Origin of the sequence: Oligoflexus sp. (assembly GCF_035712445.1) — a bacterium.
GTDB lineage: Bacteria > Bdellovibrionota_B > Oligoflexia > Oligoflexales > Oligoflexaceae > Oligoflexus.
Map to the genome: position 1 here is coordinate 1 of NZ_DASTAT010000121.1, position 20,917 is coordinate 20,917.

Annotated in this window: 19 protein-coding genes; 12 read left to right on the plus strand and 7 right to left on the minus strand. The window is 54.1% G+C overall.

The window, feature by feature from the left end; all coding sequences use genetic code 11:
• The 4 genes from VFO10_RS25720 to VFO10_RS25735 form a co-directional block, all read left to right on the plus strand.
• Positions 1-1,938: ABC transporter permease (locus VFO10_RS25720; RefSeq protein ID WP_325144873.1), on the plus strand; the 1,938-nt coding region annotated here is incomplete at its 5' end.
• 21 nt (positions 1,939-1,959) lie between these two features.
• Complete coding sequence (locus VFO10_RS25725) at positions 1,960-2,727, plus strand: hypothetical protein (protein ID WP_325144874.1); 768 nt, start codon at positions 1,960-1,962, stop codon at positions 2,725-2,727.
• Positions 2,728-2,826: 99 nt separating this feature from the next.
• Positions 2,827-3,252, plus strand: a complete 426-nt coding sequence (locus VFO10_RS25730) for a hypothetical protein (protein WP_325144875.1) — start codon at positions 2,827-2,829, stop codon at positions 3,250-3,252.
• The gene (locus VFO10_RS25735; RefSeq protein WP_325144876.1) at positions 3,252-3,938 is read left to right on the plus strand and encodes an RES family NAD+ phosphorylase; all 687 of its coding nucleotides are present in this window, start codon (positions 3,252-3,254) and stop codon (positions 3,936-3,938) included. The genes VFO10_RS25730 and VFO10_RS25735 overlap by 1 nt, the downstream gene beginning before the upstream one ends.
• Before the next feature lie 48 nt (positions 3,939-3,986).
• Here VFO10_RS25735 and VFO10_RS25740 read toward each other — a convergent pair whose 3' ends face one another.
• From VFO10_RS25740 to VFO10_RS25750, 3 genes are all read right to left on the minus strand, one after another.
• A complete protein-coding gene (locus VFO10_RS25740) occupies positions 3,987-5,045 on the minus strand; it encodes a COX15/CtaA family protein (protein ID WP_325144877.1) in 1,059 nt (352 codons plus the stop codon).
• A gap of 120 nt (positions 5,046-5,165) precedes the next feature.
• The gene (locus VFO10_RS25745) at positions 5,166-7,832 is read right to left on the minus strand and encodes a chemotaxis protein CheA (RefSeq protein ID WP_325144878.1); all 2,667 of its coding nucleotides are present in this window, start codon (positions 7,830-7,832) and stop codon (positions 5,166-5,168) included.
• A gap of 96 nt (positions 7,833-7,928) precedes the next feature.
• Positions 7,929-8,405 (minus strand): hypothetical protein, encoded by a 477-nt coding sequence (locus VFO10_RS25750; RefSeq protein ID WP_325144879.1) that lies wholly within the window; start codon positions 8,403-8,405, stop codon positions 7,929-7,931.
• A gap of 133 nt (positions 8,406-8,538) precedes the next feature.
• Here VFO10_RS25750 and VFO10_RS25755 point away from each other — a divergent pair, with 133 nt between their 5' ends.
• Positions 8,539-9,438 carry a DnaJ C-terminal domain-containing protein gene (locus tag VFO10_RS25755; protein WP_325144880.1) on the plus strand — a complete coding sequence of 300 codons (900 nt, stop codon included), beginning with the start codon at positions 8,539-8,541 and terminating at the stop codon, positions 9,436-9,438.
• A gap of 47 nt (positions 9,439-9,485) precedes the next feature.
• On the opposite strand, the gene VFO10_RS25760 is transcribed toward VFO10_RS25755, so the two are convergent.
• On the minus strand, positions 9,486-10,604 hold the full coding sequence (locus VFO10_RS25760; protein WP_325144881.1) for a DUF3108 domain-containing protein: 1,119 nt from the start codon (positions 10,602-10,604) through the stop codon (positions 9,486-9,488).
• Positions 10,605-10,761: 157 nt separating this feature from the next.
• Between VFO10_RS25760 and VFO10_RS25765 the strand changes: the two genes are divergently transcribed.
• The 6 genes from VFO10_RS25765 (at position 10,762) to VFO10_RS25790 (ending at position 17,677) form a co-directional block, all read left to right on the plus strand.
• Positions 10,762-12,519, plus strand: a complete 1,758-nt coding sequence (locus VFO10_RS25765; protein ID WP_325144882.1) for a 30S ribosomal protein S1 — start codon at positions 10,762-10,764, stop codon at positions 12,517-12,519.
• Positions 12,520-12,817: 298 nt separating this feature from the next.
• Positions 12,818-13,153 carry a hypothetical protein gene (locus VFO10_RS25770; protein ID WP_325144883.1) on the plus strand — a complete coding sequence of 112 codons (336 nt, stop codon included), beginning with the start codon at positions 12,818-12,820 and terminating at the stop codon, positions 13,151-13,153.
• Between the two features lie 98 nt (positions 13,154-13,251).
• Entirely contained in the window at positions 13,252-14,616 is a 1,365-nt protein-coding gene (gene rsmB / locus VFO10_RS25775) for a 16S rRNA (cytosine(967)-C(5))-methyltransferase RsmB (protein WP_325144884.1), read from the plus strand.
• A 15-nt stretch (positions 14,617-14,631) separates the two neighbouring features.
• Positions 14,632-15,540, plus strand: a complete 909-nt coding sequence (locus VFO10_RS25780; protein ID WP_325144885.1) for a phospholipase D-like domain-containing protein — start codon at positions 14,632-14,634, stop codon at positions 15,538-15,540.
• A complete protein-coding gene (locus VFO10_RS25785; protein ID WP_325144886.1) occupies positions 15,540-16,112 on the plus strand; it encodes a hypothetical protein in 573 nt (190 codons plus the stop codon). The genes VFO10_RS25780 and VFO10_RS25785 overlap by 1 nt, the downstream gene beginning before the upstream one ends.
• 158 nt (positions 16,113-16,270) lie before the next feature.
• A complete protein-coding gene (locus VFO10_RS25790; RefSeq protein WP_325144887.1) occupies positions 16,271-17,677 on the plus strand; it encodes a hypothetical protein in 1,407 nt (468 codons plus the stop codon).
• Between the two features lie 60 nt (positions 17,678-17,737).
• Here the strand turns inward: VFO10_RS25790 and VFO10_RS25795 are convergent, their stop codons facing one another.
• Both VFO10_RS25795 and VFO10_RS25800 read right to left on the minus strand, forming a co-directional pair.
• A complete protein-coding gene (locus VFO10_RS25795) occupies positions 17,738-18,946 on the minus strand; it encodes a hypothetical protein (protein ID WP_325144888.1) in 1,209 nt (402 codons plus the stop codon).
• Between the two features lie 49 nt (positions 18,947-18,995).
• Positions 18,996-19,577, minus strand: coding sequence for a PilZ domain-containing protein (locus tag VFO10_RS25800; RefSeq protein ID WP_325144889.1), 582 nt, complete (start codon positions 19,575-19,577; stop codon positions 18,996-18,998).
• 189 nt (positions 19,578-19,766) lie between these two features.
• On the opposite strand from VFO10_RS25800, the gene VFO10_RS25805 reads away from it, so the two are divergent.
• Positions 19,767-20,336, plus strand: coding sequence for a hypothetical protein (locus VFO10_RS25805; RefSeq protein WP_325144890.1), 570 nt, complete (start codon positions 19,767-19,769; stop codon positions 20,334-20,336).
• Between the two features lie 480 nt (positions 20,337-20,816).
• Here the strand turns inward: VFO10_RS25805 and VFO10_RS25810 are convergent.
• The coding region (locus VFO10_RS25810; RefSeq protein WP_325136626.1) for a transposase at positions 20,817-20,917 on the minus strand (101 nt) is incomplete at its 5' end.

Here is a 20,917-nt window from a genome sequence, read left to right on the forward strand (position 1 = left end):
CAGTTCGGCAGCACGACGACGCATACGCAGCTGATTCAACTTCCAGCAGGTTCGGATGTTGACCAGGTGGAACAGGCTATTCAACGCGTGATTACCGATGCCGGTGTCCGGGTGTCCGCCTATAATAAAGCGGGGCAGGACAACGGCCGCATGCTCGCCTATCTGTCCGATTACCTCGGACTGGTTTCCCTGGTGGCTCTCGCCCTGGCCGCGATGGGAGCGTCGTATCTATTCCGCATGTACCTCGATCGCAAGCAGACGGCCATTGCCACACTTGTCAGTATTGGTCTCACGCATTTCAAAGCCATGATGCTCTACGTGCTGCAGTTGACGCTTCTAGGGGCCTTGAGCGCGCTTCTTGCCGGATTGGTCAGCATGCTGCTCGTCCCCTTGGCTTCCAATCTTTTGGAAACCCTGACGCCTGTTCCGCTGTCCATCACTGTGGGCTGGCCGTCTTTCGCCTTGGCCTTGGGATTGGGTGTGGCGGGTTCCATCCTCGTGTGTTTGCCTCAGCTTCTTCGGATTCGGCGGCTGAATCCTGCCGTTCTTTTCCAGGAAATCAGCGGAGGGGATCGGCTCTGGACCGCTGCGCTTTGGGTCAGTTATTTACCGAGTTTTCTTGCGTTCTATCTTCTGAGCCTTTGGCAGGCGCATTCCTTTAAGGTGGGCACACTCTTCTGCGCCACCCTCCTTGGCCTTGCGCTGATCTTTGCTTTTATTGCCTGGCTCGGACTCAAGTTCCTGGCTCTGCGTGCCCGCAAGGGTTCTTTGAGTTCGCGGCTGGCGATCACCTATCTGCGCTCGCAGAAGAGTCATTCTTTGAATTCCTTTATTGCCCTGGGCATTGGCGCTGCCTTGATCAATCTGATTCCCCAGATTCAGCACAGCATAGAATCGGAACTGCAAAGACCGGATGGGGATACGCTGCCGAGTCTTTTCCTGTTTGATATTCAGGAGGATCAGGCCGAAGAACTGGAGGCCCTCGTTCGCAAGGAAGGCGTAACGCCCAAGGCCATGGCCCCGATGATCATGGCGCGACTGAGTGAAGTGAATGGCCAGCCCTGGCAAAGGATCAACGATACGGCCGTAACGCGTGAAGATGAGCAGGAGCAGCGCTCACGAAATCGCGGCGTGAATCTGTCTTACCGCACAGGGCTCGCGGATTCTGAGGCTATTGTGGAAGGGAAACTTTTCACCGACTCCTGGCAGGAAAGCTCGGGGAAACCCGGAGAAATTTCCATTGAGCAGCGTTATGCGGAGCGTCTGGGCGTCAAGCTTGGGGATACATTAACCTTCGACGTGCAGGGCCTTCCCGTTTCTGCTGTGATCACAAGTCTTCGCAGTGTGAAGTGGAACACGTTCCAGCCTAACTTTTTTCTTATCCTCCAGCCTGGACTGGTGGATGACGCGCCGAAAACTTTTCTGATGACGCTCCCCTCCCTTGCCTTCGAGAAAAAGCTGGAGCTGCAGAAAAAGATCGTGGATGCCTATCCGAACGTTTCGATCATCGACGTCACCAAGCTGGTGGCCAAAATCAGCGAGCTGATCCAGCAGATGTCCCTGGTTTTGATTGTGATGGGCTGGCTCACGGTGCTGACCGGCCACGCGGTGATCTTCTCGATTGCGCAGAATCAGGCTTTGGCGCGGCGCTGGGACAGTAACCTTCTGAAGATACTGGGGGCCGATTTCCAGGTGATACTGAAGGCCACGCTCAAGGAATTCGGCTGGCTGGGCGCGGGCGCTGCGGTGCTGGGATCGGTGCTCGGACTGCTTGCGTCCTTCATTATCGGTAAAGTGATATTCAAAGGTCTTTGGCAGCCCTCGCTGATGGTGCCGATTGCGGTGACGCTGGCCCTGGTTGCTGTCTGTCTGCTCACGAGTTATATTGCGACACAGCGAATTTTAGGCGAAAAACCTGTACTATATGTCGAGGATTAATCGTCTTCGGAGGACATGCCCATGCAGGAGCTGGCGGAATCGTTTATTCGTGACGGTTTTGTGCAAATCGAAAACGCCTTCCCCCTTGCCCTGGCTGAAGCCGTTCGGAAAATCATCTGGCGTGATACCGGCTGCACGCCGGATCCGGCCACCTGGAAAGCTCCAGTCATCCGCCTTGGTGAATATACTCAGGAGCCTTTCATCCAGGCTGCCAACACTCCGATTCTGCATCAGGCCTTTGATCAATTGGTCGGCAAAGGACGCTGGGCTCCTCGGATGAGCCTTGGGTCCTTTCCGGTTCGCTTTCCGCATAGCGAGGCTCCTCAGGATGATGGCTGGCATGTTGATGCCAGTTTTCCTGGCCCCAATCCCAACGATTACATGGCCTGGCGCATCAACGTGCATTCGCAGGGACGTGCGCTGCTGATGCTTTTTCTCTTCAGCGATGTCAGTGACAACGATGCCCCGACCCGCATTCGCGTGGGTTCGCATCTGGACGTAGCCCGCATTCTGGAACCGTTCGGAGCCGACGGCCTCGCGTTTCTGAAACTCGCGCAACGCGCCGAACACACAAGCCACTGCAAAGAAGTCCTGGCCACCGGACCGGCCGGCACCGTCTACCTTTGTCATCCCTTTCTCGTTCACGCCGCCCAGGGTCATCGCGGCCACGTTCCCCGCATCATGGCCCAGCCGCCTCTGTTCGCCAAGGAACCGATCACCATCGTAAGACCAGATGGAAATTACTCGCCGGTGGAGCGGGCCATTCGGGAGGCTTTAGCATCTGTATGAAATCAAACATTATTAAACTTAATAATTTAAGTTATTTATACTTATTGCTTTAAGTTTTGATTGAATTCATCCGACAAGTCCTGTAAAGAAAGGCAGGATTTGGAGCTTGCGATGTCAAACAATAATCCAGATAAATTTGATCCTCCCAAGCATGAAGAAATTCTTCGTGTTCTGGGCAAAGCATTTTGGAGCATTGTGGAACACTATGCTTTGAATCAACGCGAGCAAGCTATTCTTCTTGGGATCAAAGAAAACCGACAGCGCCTGAATACTTTAAAAAAGGAAGTCCAGATACCGGACGATCCCGATAAAATTCTTCGCGTGGCGCATCTCGTCGGGATTCACAAAAACCTTCGCATTCTTTTTCCGCAGAACCGTGTCGTGGCTTATGGCTGGTTTAAAACCAAAAGGGACCTCTTTGATGGTCTTTCAGCCATGGAGTACATTGCTGAAGACCCCATGAATTCACTGCCGCGCCTGTTTTCTGTAAGGCGCCTGCTCGACCAGTTGCGGGTGGCGGGTTAATGGTCCTACAGATCCCTGAAATTGAAGTTATATCAGGTGAAAAGCACTTCGAAGCCTATCGTAATATAGCGACCTGTGATCCTACCCAAGCCCTCTACGATGACCTCGTCGATGAGGATGAAGCGGCCTTGCTGGAATATATTGAAAACCGGTCGAGCGGCATTGATCACCGGCAACCGCATCACACCCGCTTCGAACAGTATGGCCGCATTGAAGACAGCCTCCTGTGTTTTGATGAAAAGTTCTGGAGATGGGGAAGATACAGTGACGGGACCTTTGGCGTGTGGTACGGCGCTCTGGAAGAGGAGACATCCATTCAGGAAACGCTTTATCATCGCCCTGAAATTGACCGAAATGACTTTCTCAATACCAAAGATCCTATTATTCAGGCGCGCCGGATGTTCAAGGCAGACCTCACCGCCATGCGGCACGCGAATCTTCTGCCTCTTCAGTCTCGCCATCCTATGATGCTGCATCCTACAGATTACAGCTTTTGTCAGACTCTAGGCCGAACTCTCAAGCAAAAGGCCCTGGACATGTTTCTCGTGCCTTCTGTCCGCAAAGTTGGTGGAACCTGTATTCCTGTTCTGAACGCGAACATTATCCACGATCGCCCAGTCCGAACCTACTTCTTTATCTTTCCACTCGATGGATCCCAACCTATAGTCACGCAAAGGCAGTTCTGAAAGTCTGTCCTGACTTCTGGAGCTCGGGCCGGGCATCAAGTTCGCGGCTCACGCCGCCCGACGCACGATGCTCAAACTGACAGAAGGACCTTCACGCATCGCATGGACCGCATTCACGGCCAGCAGCAGAAGAATGCAGGCTCCCATCTGATGAAGGGAGCCGAGCGCGACCGGAACCATATAGAGCAGCGTGAAGACACCAAGAGTGAACTGCACCATGACCATGACGAGAAGAGCCTGAAAACTCCACCTTTGCCGCGGCGTCAGCTGAGTTTCCTTCCGACTCACAAGGAAAAGGCCGACCGCACTGAAAAGGACCAGCCATCCCAGGCAGCGGTGCACGAACTGAATAGTGACCGGATTTTCCAGAAAATCCAGGATCGGCCCCATCGAACCGATGCCCTGGGGAATCCAAAGGCCATTCATCGTGGGGAAGGTGTTATACATATGCCCCGCATGCAGACCGGCGGTGAGCGCTCCATAGAAAATTTGCAGCGTGACAAGACACAGAAAAGCCACGCTCAGAGGCTTCAGGCGCGAAGCGCTCCAGTAACGGCGCAAAGGTGCGCGCAGGTCCATGGCCACCCAATAAAGAAAGCACATCAAAAACAGAGCCAAAAGAAGATGCGCGGCCAAACGGAAGTGACTCACGCTGGGGCGTTCGACCAGCCCTGACTTCACCATATACCAGCCTAAAAAGCCCTGGGCGCCGCCAAGCACCAGCGCAGTGCCGAGCTTGAAGGCCAAAGTACCCCGCACCTTTCTCTGCAAAGCGAAGATCAGCAGGGGAACAGCAAAGACAAATCCAATCAGCCGTCCAAGCAAACGGTGGCCGTATTCCCACCAGAAGATGAACTTGAACTCGTGCATGTCCATGTCCTGGTTCACTTTCTGATACTGCGGATACTGCTTATACTTCTCGAATTCCGCGTGCCAGGCCTCATCGGTGAGGGGCGGCAAAACGCCGCTAATAGGCTTCCACTCTACGATCGAAAGACCGGAACGCGTCAAACGTGTAAGGCCGCCTACGGCAACCATCGAAAAAACCAGAAAAGCGGTGATCAAAAGCCAGATACGAATGCCTGTATTCTCTTGTGTTTGAGCCATCGGGGATCTCCTGAGGCAAGCCATCACTGGGGAGCTTCATCCATACTCCGAGAGGGCATCCCCTGTCAATTGATGGCATCCCGGCTTAAGAGGCGGGGGGCGGAAGATTTTTGTCCTGACTCACGAGACGCGGGTCAGAAGGTCTTTGTCGCGATAGCTCATGCCGCTCTGATCCCTCACCATCTCCTTCAGGAAGCGGCGGAAGATCACACCGGCGAGGCAGCGGTGGAAGTGCTTTTCATCGAACGAGGGCGGAACGAAGAGGATATTTTCAGGAAGAATGGCCGAACCATTCAAAGTGTCGATGTCGAGTTCCTCTTCCGGGAAAAGCACCACACCGTCTTTTTTCCGATCGCTTTCTTCGCGGGAATCAACGTAGGCCTTCACCATGGCACTATCGAGGAGCACAAGACAGGCCGAGCCTTTCAGCTCCTGGGCCTTGCTCTCTTCGAAGGGATAAGTATAGGACTTGAAAACCCAGCCGCCCATGACCTTGTCAAAGAAATTGGTGATCTGCGTCTGCAGATTTTCCAGGCGGTTCGTATAGATCAGCACCTTGAATTCATACTGGGCAAAGCGCACGGGAATATTCGAAGGAATGTTGATCTCAAGCTGCTGCGGCTGCCGCATGTAAAGCGAGCCACCGTTCTTCCGCAGCATCGAACCCGCGGCTTCCATCGCCTTGCTATCCTTTTCAAAGGACCAGCCTCGTGGGATGCTATCCCCCTGCACGGTGGCTTTCAAACGATAGAAGACATAGCTATCCACGCGCCGGCGCCCCATGTGCTCTTCCACCGCGAAGTGAATGCGGCAACCAGCCGGACAGCGCTGATACATTTCCGTGAGGATCACGCGCAGGACTTCAATCAGGCTCATTTTGTCGGTAAAAATAGTAATACGATCCAGTTCGTTATAATCAAAGACAAAACGCTCCTGGGCATAATGCAGATAATCGCGCTGCACTTCGTCCAGCACATCATGCAGGTCGTGAATGCCCAGCGGCGAGATGAAATCCTCGGACGCCGCAGGAATCCAAACGGAAATCGTCGTGCCCTGGCCTTTGGCAAAGGTCAATGACAAGGTCCCGCTGAGGCCCTGGACATAGTCACGAACCACATCCATACCCAAACCACGCCCGGATATTTCCGTGACGGCCGAGGCCGTGGACACGCCGGCATGGAAGAGGAGAGGAATCACTTCTTTTTCCGACATGCGCTCGGCCTGCTCGCCGCTCACAATATTCATTTCGATGGCTTTGGCTTTGATCTTCTCCAGATCCAGTCCACGGCCATCATCCGAGATTTCGATATTGACCATTCCATCCTGCTCTTTGGTGCGCAGGCGAATCAAACCGCCCCTCGCTTTACCCGCCGCAACACGTTCGTCCGGCATTTCAATGCCGTGATCCACCGAATTGCGGAGGCAATGCAGAAGGATATCATTGATGCGGGCCAGCGTGCTCGAATCGAAGTGATGGTATTCCAGGTCGGTTTCAATCTCCTGAACTTCCTTGCCCATGGATGCGGCGACTTCCTGCAGCATCTGATTGTAGCCACGCAGGTATTCACGCAGCGAGGCCTTGTCGAAACTCGAAAGTGCGCGCCCGAATTCCTTCTGAATCAGCTTCAGATGCCGCTGTTCGAATTTGGGATCGCGCAGGATGGAAGCGAACTGATTCATCAGCGAGCGGATCCACTGCACGCGGTATTTCAGATTGAAGGCCGAGCTGCGTTCGCTGGTATTCAGAATTTCCTTGCGCAGACTCGCATAGGAATAAACCTCTTCACTGATCGCCATGATTTTCTGCGTGAGTTCCGCGAGCACGGAGGGCGTGAAGGTCCGCTTGCCCGTGCGTAGTTCTTCTAGATAATGCTCCACGGTATGGGCCACGTCCTGGATCGACGTCAGCTTAAAGAGCTTGGCGTTGGCCTTGATGGTATGCACCGCACGGAACATGCGATTGGCGGTATCGATCGGATTGTCGCCGGCTTTTTCCCGCAGGGATTTCAGATCGTACTTGATATCCTCGAAGAGCTTGCGCGTTTCGCCCATGAACAGTTCGAACAGGGAATCGGACACCTGCAGGAGGGCGAAGAACTTTTCCATGTCCTTTCTCTGCTGCTCGGCCTTGACTTCGCGCTCTTTGATTTCGCTGATATCCTGCATGATCATATGCACGCAGGCGAGCTTGTCATTCTCATAGACGGGGATATAGCTGAGCCTTGCGAAGGCGGTCGGTCCGCGTTTCAACTGGGCTTCCTGAGGCAGACTGAAAGAGGTCGCCGTCCATTGGATTTTATTCATTCCAAAAGCATGGCTAAGCTGAAACTTCAGCATCTGCAGATCATCCTGGCTGAGACGCGTGACCAGTCCGAGCATCTCGATCAGATCCCGGCCATCCAAATCCTCAGCCGTGCTGAGGCTCTTCGGGAAAATCGGGGTCTCAAGACGCAGCTGCAGCTGGGCATCGACCCGGAAGACGGCAAAGCGCATGTTCTCGACCACGAACTTCTGCAATTCCTCGGACATCGTCACAGAAGCTTCAGCTTCCACCTCGGTTTCCGAAGCAGCCACCGCACGATCATACGCTTCCAGTCGACGCTCCCACCAGCGTCTCGCCACCATGACGATCACGCCGAAGCTGAGCAGAAGACCCAGAATGCGGATCACAGCCTCGCCCAGCATGAAAACCCAGATCGCCGAGACGAAAGCATACACGATCAGAGTTCCGGCAACGAAACTCAGACTGCCTGGTGCTTTGATCTCTTGCTGTTCTTTCCTGCTCATGCCCGCCTTTTTCATTCGGAAGGTCCGAATGGGTGTTTCGGCGGGAAAGTACGGGAAGTTAAACCTGAAGCCGGAACCGGCGAATGACGGCAGGACTTACCAGCATGATTGGATTGCGACTATATCCTTATTTTGTTCAGCCACCCAAAGCTCTCTATCGTCGGGCGAAAAGCAGATGAGGCTGCGGCCCTGGGCATCCGTTCCGCCTTCCGCTTCCAAACGATAGTTGGGCTTGGGCTTTGTCAGAGGGAGGCTGCGATAGGCATAACGCGGCGCCGGTGACTTCAGGTCATGACAGCCGTGAATCAGAAAACCGAGTCGCGCGGCTCCTTCAGGCTGCTCACACTGATCCTTGCCTTGGATCGGCGCGCCGTAGAACTGATCGAAACGCGCATACTGCCCCTGCTCGATATGATAGACGTTCTGCAGGGTCTGCATGTAGCTCAGGAGCAGCCGGGCTTCCGCCTGCATGCCGCGAATGGAGAGCTGACGATATCCGACGTAACCCAGTCCACCCAAGGTGCTGATAACCAGGGCAAGGCCAAGACATCCTTGAATGGTGATGCTTCGCAAAGATTCATATCCTCGTAGGGATTCTTTCAGACTTAACATGATTTTATCATAGCCCTAGGATCGGGACTTGACTTTCGCGCCCCTGGCCTCATCTTAGTAAAGGAACTTGGGCTGTCCATTTTTGGGGTTAACTGTGCAAAACTATTATGAAATATTAGGCGTCCCGAAGACGGCTAACGAGGCCGAGATTAAGAAGGCCTATCGGAAACTCGCCATGCAATACCACCCTGACCGGAATCAGGGGGACAAGGCGGCCGAGGAAAAGTTCAAGCAGATCAATGAGGCCTACGCCGTTCTTTCGGATGAGAAAAAGCGCCAGCAGTACGACATGTTTGGTGATCAGCGTTTTCATCAGCAGTACAGCTCGGAAGACATTTTCCGCGGAACGGATTTCGGATCCATTTTCGAGGAAATGGGCCTTGGCGGTCGCGGCAGCTTCTTCTCCAGCTTCTTCGGCGGCGGCGGACCCGGTGGGGGCTTTGGTCGCGGCGGTGGTGGTGGTTTTGGACCTCAAAAAGGTCAGGATGTGGAATATCCCTTGGCCATCGGTTTCATGGAGGCCTACAACGGCGCTGAGCGTCGCGTGAACTTTTCCCTGAGCGATGGCACGCAGCGCGAACTCACGGTGCGTATTCCCAAAGGCGTGAAATCGGGAGCCCGTCTGCGCGTCAGCGGTCGTGGAGCCGCTTCACGGGCCGGAGGTCCCCCAGGCGATCTCTTCATCATCGTGCAAGTCGCTGATCATCCCGACTTCAAACGGGTCGAGGATGATATCGAAGCGCCGCTCAAGCTTAAAGTTTCCGAGGCCTTCCTCGGTTGCAGCAAGATGGTGAACACACCGGAAGGACCCAAGAAAATAAAAGTCCCTGCCGGGGTGAAAGCCGGTACGAAGATTCGTCTCCGTGGCCTGGGCTTCACCGATCAGCAGGGACATCAGCACGATCTTTTCGCTGTCGTGGATTTGGAAATTCCACGCGAACTGTCGCAGGAACAGAAGAAGGCGATCGAGACTCTGGCTGAAGCGGGGCTATAAGAAAGCCCCCGCACAAAGGATCCGTCAGCCCCGTAGGGGGCCAGGCGTCATGCCGCTCCCGGCGTATACCGATCCAGCTCCAAATAAATGGAACCGAAGGTCACTTCCCCTTCCACCCGTAGCATCGGGTGGTTGGGATGATCGGCCGCAATCCACACGAAAAGTTTTCCGCGTTGCTGCAGTTCCTTGCCCAGGTAGGTCTTCACGTTCAGTTTATAAGCCTTATGCGTTCCAAAAGCGGTCTTCACTTCTTCCAGGGCGACGGGCGTGGCTTCGAGCCACCAGTTTTTTTCTGAAGTGTAAACGAGAACGCGTTCAGTCTTATTCAGCTGGTAATTGAAAGTCCGAAGCTTGTAAACAGCGCCCAGAGCATCATCCGCGGATGGCTGCAGGAAATGCTCTTCGGTTTTCTCGCGCTTTTTCTTGTGATCGACCATGCGTTCAGTCACGCGGCAATTCACATGATCGAAATCGAGCCATTTTTCAGCGTGATAACGTCGGACGAAGGGTTTTTCCTCGTTCTGGCTGATGTAGAATTTCGTCACACCAAAATCCCAGGGACGCGAGAACGCCTGCATTTTATCGTGCCCGGCGAAGATCATCTTGTACCAATCACCCGTGTAAGCCTCAGCAGCAAACACACGATGCCAGCGAGCTTCCTCCACCACGGCTCCATTTTTTCGAGCCACCGGCATGGTGTGTTTGGTCGGCGGCTGTACGCGCAGAAAACCATAGCCCACGTGGACCTTCACGAGTCCATATTTCAGAATATAACGGGCCTCCTCTCCTGGCTGGAATGGCATACCTTTGTAGGTATCCGAACGAGGAAGATTCGGCGCGGGCTCTGGCTCAGGACAGGCTTCGCCATTGGGACCAGTCAGCGGAGCATCCGCTGGTTTGGCATCGGAAGCCGGTGCTGGAGTTGGTGTGGCGGGAGCGGCTCCAGACGGCGCGACCGTCCAATCAGTCCGGGCAGGCGGCAATTCTTCGGCTTTTCCTTTGTCACTGGGCTTGGCTTTGGTCGTCTTGGCGGCATCTGGTGATGTCTCTGCTGCTTTGTTCGCAGGAGAGGCAGTTTCAGCAGGGAAAGCGACGCCGGGACGGCCGAGAGAGAGCGTTAAGACAAGATAGTATGAACATCGCAAGTGGCTAGTGGCTATCGTCATCCCATGTTCCTGTAGGCTGCTGCGCCAGGGGATTCTGGTCGCAGCCCTCATCTTAGCGTGCTTTCATTGACTTTTATAGACCCGCGTGATAACGATTCAAGCTCTGAGCAAAAAAATATGTCCGATGGGCGGACAATATTAGGAGTTAACCACATTTATGCAATTACACGAATCCAAGCTTGCAGGTATCGGCAACATCCGCTGGGAGGATGAAGATACCGGTTTCGACCATCAAAAGGGCGAAAGCCAAGAATTCGCCAATATGCTGAATTCTGAAGGCAGTGGCGAAGTGAAAGAAGGCTCGATTGTTCGCGGCCGCGTCGTTCGTTTTACCGACGACTCCGTGATCGTTGATATCGGCCACAAATCCGAAGGCGAAATCCCCAAGTCGGAATTCCTGCAGCCGGATGGTACGCTTTCCGTTGCGGAAGGCGACGTCGTGGAAGTCTACCTCGACTCCTTCGAAGACAATGATGGCGAAATGGTTCTGAGCCGCGAACGTGCTGAAATGTTCCGCGCCTGGGATCGCATTTCTGACGCTTATGAGAAGAGTGAAATCGTCGAAGGTCGCGTGATCGCCCGCGTTAAGGGTGGTCTGTCGGTCGATATCGGCGTGAAAGCTTTCTTGCCTGGTTCGCAAGTCGACCTGCGCCCTGTGCGCAACCTCGACAAGCTGATCGGTGCCAAGCTGCAATTCAAGATCATCAAGTTCAACAAAAAACGCGGCAACATCGTTTTGAGCCGTCGCGTCCTTTTGGAACAAGATCGCGAGAAGCTGCGTAGCGAAACTCTGTCGCACCTGAAAGAGAACGCTGTTCTCAAGGGTATCGTGAAGAATATCACCGATTACGGTGCCTTCATCGATCTCGGCGGCATCGACGGCCTTCTCCACATCACCGATATGTCCTGGGGCCGGATCAACCATCCTTCCCAGATGTTCGAAGTGGGTCAGGAAATCGAAGTCAAGGTTCTGTCGTACGACGAAGCGCGTCAACGCGTTTCCTTGGGCTACAAGCAACTGCAGAACGACCCCTGGCTTACTGTGGCTGAGCGCTACACCGTCGGCTCGCGCGCTAAAGGAACTGTTGTCAGCTTGACTGATTACGGCGCCTTTGTCGAAATGGAGCAAGGCGTTGAAGGCTTGATCCACATCAGCGAAATGAGCTGGAGCAAGCGCATCAAGCATCCTTCCAAGGTTGTTCAGGTTGGTGACGAAGTTGAAGTGGTCATCCTGGCCATGGACACTGAAAACCGCCGCATCAGCCTCGGCATGAAGCAGATCGAGCCCAACCCATGGGATATCGTGAAAGAAAAATATCAGGAAGGTGACGTCATCCGCGGCAAAATCCGCAACATCACTGACTTCGGTATCTTCGTTGGTATCGAAGACGGTATCGACGGCCTTATCCACATCTCCGACATCTCCTGGACCGAGCGGATCAACCACCCTGGTGATCTCTTCAAGAAAGGTGATGAAGTGGAAGCCAAGATTCTGCAAATCGACGCAGAAAACGAGCGCTTCTCCCTCGGTATCAAACAACTCGGCGATGACCCCTGGGTCAAAGCTTCGCGCGAATTCCAAGCCGGTACCAAAGGCAAAGGCCGCGTGACCAAGGTTGTTGATTTCGGTGCTTTCGTTGAACTCTCCCCAGGCGTCGAAGGTATGATCCATATCTCCGAACTGTCCGATGAGAACGTCACGAAAGTGGAAGATGTTGTGAAAGAAGGCGACACCGTTGAGTTCGTCGTTCTTTCGAGCGACAGCGAAGAGCGCAAGTTCTCGCTTTCTCGCAAAGCCCTGCTCCGTCAGCTGCAAGGCGACGAGCTTCGTCAGTACATCAGCAACGTTGAACCTAAAACAGGTTTGGCTGATGCGTTCGCGAAGGCCAAAGCGGCTAAAGAGCAAGAGAAGTGATTGCAAGGCCATCGGCTCGACCTCCGGTCGTGACGGTGGTTTCGAAGGATCGCCGGCCCTGACCCGAATGCGGGTCGTGACGGTGGTTTCGAAGGATCACCGGCCTTGACCCGAATGCGGGTCGTGACGGTGGTTCCGTAAACTGCCCGGCCTCACCGAAAGGAGGGGCCTTGGGCAGCCAAACTTCCAGGCTTGAGTTACGCAATATCGGGCCACGAGCAGCCCTTGATAGCTAGAACGGGCCCAGTTACAATCAACTGGCCCGTTTTTTCTTTGTGTCCATCGGGAGTATCCAGGTATGAGTTATCTGCGCCGCCTGATCAGCTTTATCGTGGTCTTGATGTTCCTGGGATACGGCGGATACTTTGGTTTTCTGAACATGGATAAGGTCTATGTCAATGTTCCCTATTTTGGGGAATATCGTGTGGCCGGTTTCCTGGCTTTCCTGGCGTCATTTATCCTCGGTGCTCTTTTTGCTGCAGTCTTCTTCGGATACGATTTCTTCCGGAAAACTTTTGAAGTCCACAAAAGCCGGCGTGCTCTATCCCGTGCCCATCAGGAGCCCCATCGTCGTGTCAGCCGCTTTTTGGAAGAAGACAACGAAACCACTCCCCGACGCGAGCCCTCGCTCTGAGTCCACATCCCTCATAGGGTTTTCACCAGAGCCTTGCTATATATCCTGGCGGCAGCCTTGTGTGGCTGTCCTATTCCTTTTTCAGGAGGTTTCCTGACTTGAGCCTATCCCTTGCCCGTGAAATCGCCTATGACGCCTTTGTCGCCGTCATGGAGCACCGCAAAAAGCCGGAAAAAATTCTGGCCGAGATGTATGCGCAGCATGAAAGCAAACTGAAGCGCCTCGATCGCAACTTCATCAAAGAAATCCTCTACGGCAGTCTGCGCTGGAATTCCAAGCTCTACTGGATTCTTCAGAATACCTCCAAGCGCGACCTGGAAAAATCGAGCCCCGAGATTCGTGCGGCCCTCGTCTGCGGCACCTATCAGATCTATTACATGGACCGCGTGCCCGATCGCGCCGCCGTCAATGAAAGCGTTGAATACATCCGCAAGAAAGGTCAGCACAACGCCTGTACCTTTGTGAACGGCATTTTGCGGCAGATCGCCCGCCGCGCCGAATATTTCGCCAAGCCGGATAAAGTCGCCAAGCCGCGTGAGTACCTCGCTCTGCAGTTTGCCCATCCGCAGTGGCTCGTCGATCGCTGGTACAAGCGTTTCCGTTTTGAACGCATGGAGCAGATGCTGTCGGCCAACAATCAGCCGCCGCCTGTGACGGTTCGCATCAATGCCTTGAAAACCCCGGTCGAAAATGCAGCCATTCTTCAGGACAATCTTCTGCGTGAAGAAAAAATGAAGAGCGACCGCCGCCCCCTTCGTTCCGCCCTGCACCTCGATCATTCGCCGGATACCGGGATGGAGAGCCTCTTCGGACGTGGCTTTTACACGATCCAGGATGAAGCCTCGCAGCTGATCGGTTACCTCGTGGCCCCGAAAGAGGGCGAGGTCCTGGCCGATGCCTGTGCAGGACCCGGCGGGAAACTCTCCCATGTCTATGAACTCGGGGCGGAAAAAATTCGCCTGCTCGCTGTGGAAAAGGATAAGGATCAATACAACCGCGCGCGCGACACCATGCATCGCCTGGGTCATGAGAAGGTCGAGTGGATCCATGAAGATTTCCTGACTTGGAAACCCGAGGCAAAACTCGACAAAATCCTTCTGGATGCGCCCTGTTCCGGCCTCGGCGTCCTGCGTCGCCACCCCGAAGGCAAGTGGCAGAAGAAGGCCGAGATCGTCGCGCCCCTGGCCGAGCAGCAGTGGAAGATGATCCAGCATGCCCTGGAGCTTTTGAAGCCAGGGGGTGAACTGATCTATTCCGTGTGTTCGTTTGAAAGCGAAGAGACAGAGGAGCATCTGCAGAGACTCGTGGACCAGTTCAGTGATAAGATGGAGGTTGTGTCCCCTGTCTCACGTTTGCCGGATTACTACAAGAAATATGTGACGCGTGAGAACCTCTTTGCGGTTTACGCGGGTAATCAGGACGATATGGACGGGTTCGGGGCTTTCATCATCCGCAAAAAATAACAACGGATGGACATCATGCGTCTTCTGCTGCCAGCTTGCATCGCCCTCGCTGCTCTAACACAGTCGGGCTTTTCTGCTACCGAAGAATCAATCTATGCACCACAAGCCCCGGTACCTGTTCCGGGGTTTGCCCTCAAAAATACTGCAAACTTTGATGAATTACGTCATAATGTTTTGGAGCTGATAGGTTCCAGCAAAAGACGCATCTGGTTGATCACGGACTATCTTACCGATGGTGATGTGGTTTCCGCGCTGTTTTTGGCAAAATACCGAAAGGTTGACGTCAAAGTGTTTTTAGGCCGCCCCAAACAGAATCAATATCTCTCGCGCCTCAGTTATCTGAAGCAGCAGAATATTCCTGTTTTCACGCGTCCCGAGCATGGCTTCGTCGCGCCGACCCTGGTGTTTGTGGATCAGAAGCTTTACACGATCAATCGTGACCTCAACTCGCTCGCCCGCATCGGACAAGCGCAGATCGCGCAAGCCTCGCCCGCTGATGTGAAAAATTTCGTCAGCTGGTTCCGCGATGCCCTGGAATATCCAGAAGCCGCCGTCGTACGTCCCGAGATTCAGGTCGGTCGTTCTCGGAATCGTCCTGCGGATAGCCGTCGTGCTTCGCCTGCTCCTCAGGATACTCCGGTTTCCCGCTACGACGGCGAGGAAGATGGATCGTATAATTATGATCGTTCGTCTCTTTCCAGGCGTGCTCCGGAAGGTGTTCCGACACAACTTCCCAAGGTTCCTGTTTGGAAAAAGAACGCCGATATTCGGCAGAAGAATCCGCCGATACTTCCCCTTGCACCGAATCCGCCTGTCCCTGCGGAGACTGGCGCCCAGCCTGGACCGACAGCCCCGACTCCGGTTGATGCTGCTCGTCCGGATAATCCCGCACCGACAGGCCAACCCCCGGAGGAGCAGCCGTAATGCGTAAGATCCGTCTTGTGTCCTTCTTCAGTTTTCTGCTTCTGTTCGGCTGCACCAAGATGTGCAGTTCCGGGCGCGAATCCATGACTCCCGAGGAGGTGGTACAGGCGTATTTGGATATTTCGCTCAACATGACAGAAGTGGGTCAGAAGAAAGAGCTGATGAAGCTCACCACAGGCAATCTGAAAAACGCATTGGAAGGCGCATCGGATGATGTCATCAGCTCCGCCTTCATCAAGCAGAACTTTAAACTCGACCGCTATTCGGTGGTCGAGCGTCGCGATCGTACGCCGCGTGAAACGGAAATCACCTTCCAGCTGAGCTATCGGAACCTGGGCCCCGAGAAAACTGTGAAACTGGAAGATGCCCCGCAGACCACCACCGAGAACACGGTATCCGTCGTGAAGCGCGATGGCGCCTGGTATATCGCGGATGTGCTGGGCAAGAAGACTTCGATCGACTTCATCCTTGGGGATGAAATCAAGCCGGCCCCCGGCGGCAGCGATCCAGGTCCTGCAGAGGAAGCTGCTCCCGCTCCGGCGGACGCGACTCCGACCCCTGCAACCCCCTGATTTATTTTACGAATCAAGAGCCGCTCCGGTGATTCCGTGAGCGGCTCTTTCCATTTCCGATTTTTTTTCGTTTTCGCAATCATGGCCCATATCGCCTGGTCTCGGGACTGAAGGCAGCTCATAAGGATTCAGAAGGCAGGACCTGGTTCGAGAGCGCTTTGACTTTGGACGCGGACTGGATCGTTCAAAGCCCCAGCCATCAGGAATACTTTTCCGAGCGTTCGGAATTGCCAAGGTCGGCCGACTGCGCAAAGGGTTCGCCTCTTTGCGACGAAACCTTCCAACGGAAAATCTGTACGGTGGATAGTGATTGCCAGGACCTTGGCGTGAGCTGCAAGGACTTCGCACCCACCATAAAACGCCCTGGTGAATCCGCGAATAGACTCTGTCTTGGCTCTGCCGATGGTCTTGTGGAGCGCGTCTATAACATAATGATCTCGGCCGACGAGCACCTTGACATCACATCCCTTTCCTCGCCCAATGGCCGGTTCCGCGAGGCTATGATCAACGCTTTGGCTTATCTGAGTCACAAGGAAAACGTGCCGACCGTGCGTTTTCTCTATAGTGGTGATAGCAGCACCAGCCTTAACTTTCTCTCGCCAGCCGATAAGACTTTGAAAGCCATTGCTAACGATATTCAAAAACGCGGCGGTCGGAGTGAGGCTTTGCGGATGAACCTTGCATGGCTCTCGAGTCCTCAGCTCAGCTGGAATCATTCCAAGATCATCATTGCCGATCAAAAGCGTGTGCTGAGCGGTGGTCATAACCTTTGGGATGCCGACTATTTGAGCGAAAAGCCCGTCTTTGACCTCAGCATGGAAGTTTACGGCCCCGTGGGCCAGGACACCCAAAAATTCGTTAATACGCTGTGGTCCAAGGTAGGGAAGGGTTTTGCCTCCTATCCTTTCCGCAAAGACCGACTGAATATTGTTCCCAAATCTGATGCCGCATCAGGCCTGCCTGTCATTGGTGTGGGTCGCATGGGATCTTTGGGAAATAATGCGGCGGATGATGCGATCGTGGATCTGATCAAAGCCAGCCGTCAGTCGATTGAGCTTTCGCAGCAGGATCTTTATAGCGCTCTGGGTTTGAAGCCTGCGGCTTCCTGGGCTTTGCCTGCTCTATTGGATGCCATCATGCGTGGGGTGAAGGTGAGCGTTCTTCAATCCAATCCGGGTCCTTTCCTGGGCTATGGCATGGTATCACCCGAAAAAACCTTTCAGAATATGGCCGCTGAATTCATCAAATCCGCCCAGGCGAAACGCTTCCACACTCCGAACGGTGAATCGCTGCAGCAGTATTTCTGTGACAAGGTCGCCTACGCCCCCTTCCGCTTTTCCAAGGACCGAACCAGCTGGTCGGATGGATCGAGCATCAGCAATCACAGCAAGCTGATCATCGTCGATCAGGTGAGTTTCTATATGGGTTCGCAGAATTTCTATCCCGCGAATCTTCAGGAGTTCGGCTATATCGTGAATGATCCAGGCGCGACTGCGGAGCTTTTGGTGCAGTATTGGAATCCCCTTTGGGAAGCCAGCGAGTCCGCGCGCCTGCCCTGCCCATAAAAATAAAAGGGAGGGCACCGAAGTCCCTCCCTTGTGTTTTCCTGGTGTCTTAAGCCTGCTTCAGGATGCCTTAGCCGTCTGCTGCGTTCCCAGGAATTTCACCTGATAGATCACGCGAGTCTTGTCCGTCTTGGCAAAGCTGGGCTTCCGGCCGCGTTTCGACGAGCGGAAGGAATCAGCTTCCTCAAGCACAGATTCGACATCCGAGGTATTGGCCATTTTCGCGACCAGCGTCCGGAAAGAATCGCGGATCGAGGAGTCGCGGACGATCATCGGCACGAGTTCCTTGAAGAAGGGCTCACGCGCGAAGGAAGCCATGGCACCCAGGATCTCGCGCCCCAGTTCGCGGTGATCGACTTCGGCGACCTTCTTCAAAAGAAGGGCCAGATGCTGCAGATAGGTCTTCCGGCAGATACGCGCCTCTTCATCGGGCATGGCCAGAAGATAATGGCTCAAAGCCTGGATGAAGAGCGCAAAACGCTCGGGCTTTTTCAGAAGATAATGCTTCCAGGTTTCCTGCAGGATGGTCTGGGCGTGATCATCAGCTTCCAGGATATGCGGGATATTTTCGAGCAGGAACTGCAGCGCGACCGCTTCCGTCTTCTTATTGAAGAGCAGCGTGAAGAGATGCTCCAGCACCGTATGACCGAAGCGGCCCATGATGCGGTTGAAGCCCACCTTGTTCGCCTTGCCCTTTTCCATGGTACCGAAGTAATGGAGCAGGCTGAGACGGATGCAGTTGTCGTTGCTGTTGCTCACCGACAGAAGATAGGTCGAGATCCGATCGAGAAGGCGCAGCGCAGGGACACCCATTTCACGGGGATTTTCCAGCTGAAACTGCCGCACCATATTGCCGAGTTCACAGATCAGAGCCACCGCGATGGCGAAGATCTCTTCGGAATGCTCGGCATCGGAGACTTCCGCTGTGATCGCCAGCTCAACGAGCGTGGTGCAGGCTTCCAGGCGGTTGGGTTGTTCCAACACTTCCTGAAGGAAGGCCACCAGAATATCCTCGTTCTGACAGTTGGCGAAGATCACCAGAAGACTTTCAATCAAAATTTCTTCGGGCAGGCGGCTTTCCACGCGCTCCGAAAGGCGACCGGCGCAGTAGCGCACGAGTTCTTTGAGCTGGTTATCATCCAGCACTTTCCGCACTTGCTTAAAGTCCTTCCAAACCAGAAGGGCTCCCAGATCCACCAGGTGTTTGGCTTCCTCCAAAGATTCCACCGATTTCCAACTGTTGGAATTTTCCTGGACAACTTCCGACATACCTCTCCCTCACTTCTCGACGTTGGCAAGTGCCTCTAAAATTCTTGCATTACTTTACAAAGCGCCCGCGATCCCCGCGTTTGTTGGCATCGTCCACCAACTGCTGGATGCTGGCCTGGGCCTGGGCTTCAATCTTCGTGAACTTCAGTCCATAGCCCACAGGAAAACGGTTATCCTGATTAAAGCGAATCACGGACGCATCCGCGTTGAACGCTTTGGGAAGTCCATCGCAGCGAACGGATAGCTTCAGGGATTCACCGATTGTGAAGATCTGATCGCCGGTTTCCACAAAGATTCCGCCTACAGAAATATTCACGCCCTGACCTATCGTGAGCTGACCGTTGTTATGCACCACAACGCGACCGCTGATCGAAGCCCGCGGCGCTCCCTCGAGCCTTTTCTCCACCTGCTTTTTATATTCCTCAGGTGCGACGGGAGCAGGACTGTTGGGATTCGGAATCCCGAGGGCTTCATAACCTTCTTCAATGGGTCGCCAATCCTTCCAACCCACCTTGAAAATGTAGCCATCTTTGGCGATCATGTTATTCAGGAACAACTGCGAAACCTGTTGCGTCTCAAAAGGTCCCACCTGCTGTCCATTTTGGTAGAGGTACCAGACCTGTTCGCTCATAGCGACTCCTCAAACACGGGCGGCGCCCGGCCTCCCGGGAACCCTGACAGGACCCCACAGGGAATAACGGTGGGGCCATGAAGGGGGATCGGCATTTTAACCAATGCGCTTTAGACCAAGCTTAAAGTTACAGAAAAACTGATCGGGATTACGAGGACTTAGCATATACCTTTAAGATGGAGTGGGAACATGGTGCCCAGCTGTTTTGCCAAGTTTTACCAAATCGGCTTGATTCTGCTCCTCTTTTCCAGTCCCTGGAAAGGATTCGCGGCCGCCCGCGCAGACTGGAATTGGACCAGGAGTCCGGCGAAAAAAGATTGGCAGATTTTCATGAAAATGAGCGAGGTCGAGCATAACAATCTATGGAGCACGCTCAGAAAGAAGGGCCTGGCCTTTGAAAACCTCAGCTGGGAATGGCGAACGGGTTGGGTTCAGGTTTGCACACGCAGGTCCTCGAAGCTCTGTGGGCATATTCTGCAGTGGGGGCTCTTCGATCGCGCTCTGGTCGTCCGCGCGGAATCAGCCAGCGCGATGGGTGAACGCTTTTCAGGCACAGCCCATGCTCCCGCCCTCAGGCTCCTGGCGACGGCCTATGCCGTGCAGCAGAACAAAAAAGGCAAGGACCCGCTCTACGTGCAATTCCGTATTCTGCATGCCATCCAACAGATTGGTGGCACGGAAAGCCGGACACTCGGCCACAAACTGGCCCACACCTCCCCTGCCACCGCGCGCTACTGGACCCGGCTCGCCATGCGATAATGGCTAGAATGAAAGGAAGGTCCCTGAAGGTGTTGACCTCTGGGGCGACAATGGATACTATGCGGGCTCCAACGGTCGCGTAGCTCAGTTGGATAGAGCACAGGATTTAATAGCCGGGCAATAGCCCAAAATAGGACTCTCGTCATCGAAAGATCACGAGCTGCTCACCTCAAATTCGGGGAACCCTTTGGAACTCAGTTCCGTGGCAATCCCGAGCCAAGCCTTGGCAACAAGGAAGGTGTAGAGACTAGACGGGGTGCACCTAAGTCTTCGGATACGGTGAAGGTATAGTCCAGACCACGAACCCTTCGGGGGCGGCGAAAGTCGAAGTGTGTACGCTAATCCTGTGGTCCCAGGTTCGAATCCTGGCGCGATCGCTCCCTAACCTACTTAAATCATTACAAGATCTGACAAGCTTCTCTTTCCTCACGTACATTTCAGGCTCTCCCCGAATCGTAGTGGGTCCGACCCTGAATCTCTCTACCGGCACATATTTAAAACCCTGAGTCGATAATTTTTGAAACGCCTATATCCGTAAGCGCTTCTCTGGCAAAGCTTTGCCTTTCTGTTGAAGCCTTCAA

Bases quoted from the DNA above. Each gene is read 5' to 3' on its own strand.
- VFO10_RS25725 (WP_325144874.1), top strand. From the start codon at position 1,960: ATGCAGGAGCTGGCGGAATCGTTTATTCGTGACGGTTTTGTGCAAATC.
- VFO10_RS25735 (WP_325144876.1), top strand. From the start codon at position 3,252: ATGGTCCTACAGATCCCTGAAATTGAAGTTATATCAGGTGAAAAGCAC.
- VFO10_RS25740 (WP_325144877.1), bottom strand. From the start codon at position 5,045: ATGGCTCAAACACAAGAGAATACAGGCATTCGTATCTGGCTTTTGATC.
- VFO10_RS25745 (WP_325144878.1), bottom strand. From the start codon at position 7,832: ATGAGCAGGAAAGAACAGCAAGAGATCAAAGCACCAGGCAGTCTGAGT.
- VFO10_RS25760 (WP_325144881.1), bottom strand. From the start codon at position 10,604: ATGACGATAGCCACTAGCCACTTGCGATGTTCATACTATCTTGTCTTA.
- VFO10_RS25765 (WP_325144882.1), top strand. From the start codon at position 10,762: ATGCAATTACACGAATCCAAGCTTGCAGGTATCGGCAACATCCGCTGG.
- VFO10_RS25770 (WP_325144883.1), top strand. From the start codon at position 12,818: ATGAGTTATCTGCGCCGCCTGATCAGCTTTATCGTGGTCTTGATGTTC.
- VFO10_RS25780 (WP_325144885.1), top strand. From the start codon at position 14,632: ATGCGTCTTCTGCTGCCAGCTTGCATCGCCCTCGCTGCTCTAACACAG.
- VFO10_RS25785 (WP_325144886.1), top strand. From the start codon at position 15,540: ATGCGTAAGATCCGTCTTGTGTCCTTCTTCAGTTTTCTGCTTCTGTTC.
- VFO10_RS25795 (WP_325144888.1), bottom strand. From the start codon at position 18,946: ATGTCGGAAGTTGTCCAGGAAAATTCCAACAGTTGGAAATCGGTGGAA.
- VFO10_RS25800 (WP_325144889.1), bottom strand. From the start codon at position 19,577: ATGAGCGAACAGGTCTGGTACCTCTACCAAAATGGACAGCAGGTGGGA.
- VFO10_RS25805 (WP_325144890.1), top strand. From the start codon at position 19,767: ATGGTGCCCAGCTGTTTTGCCAAGTTTTACCAAATCGGCTTGATTCTG.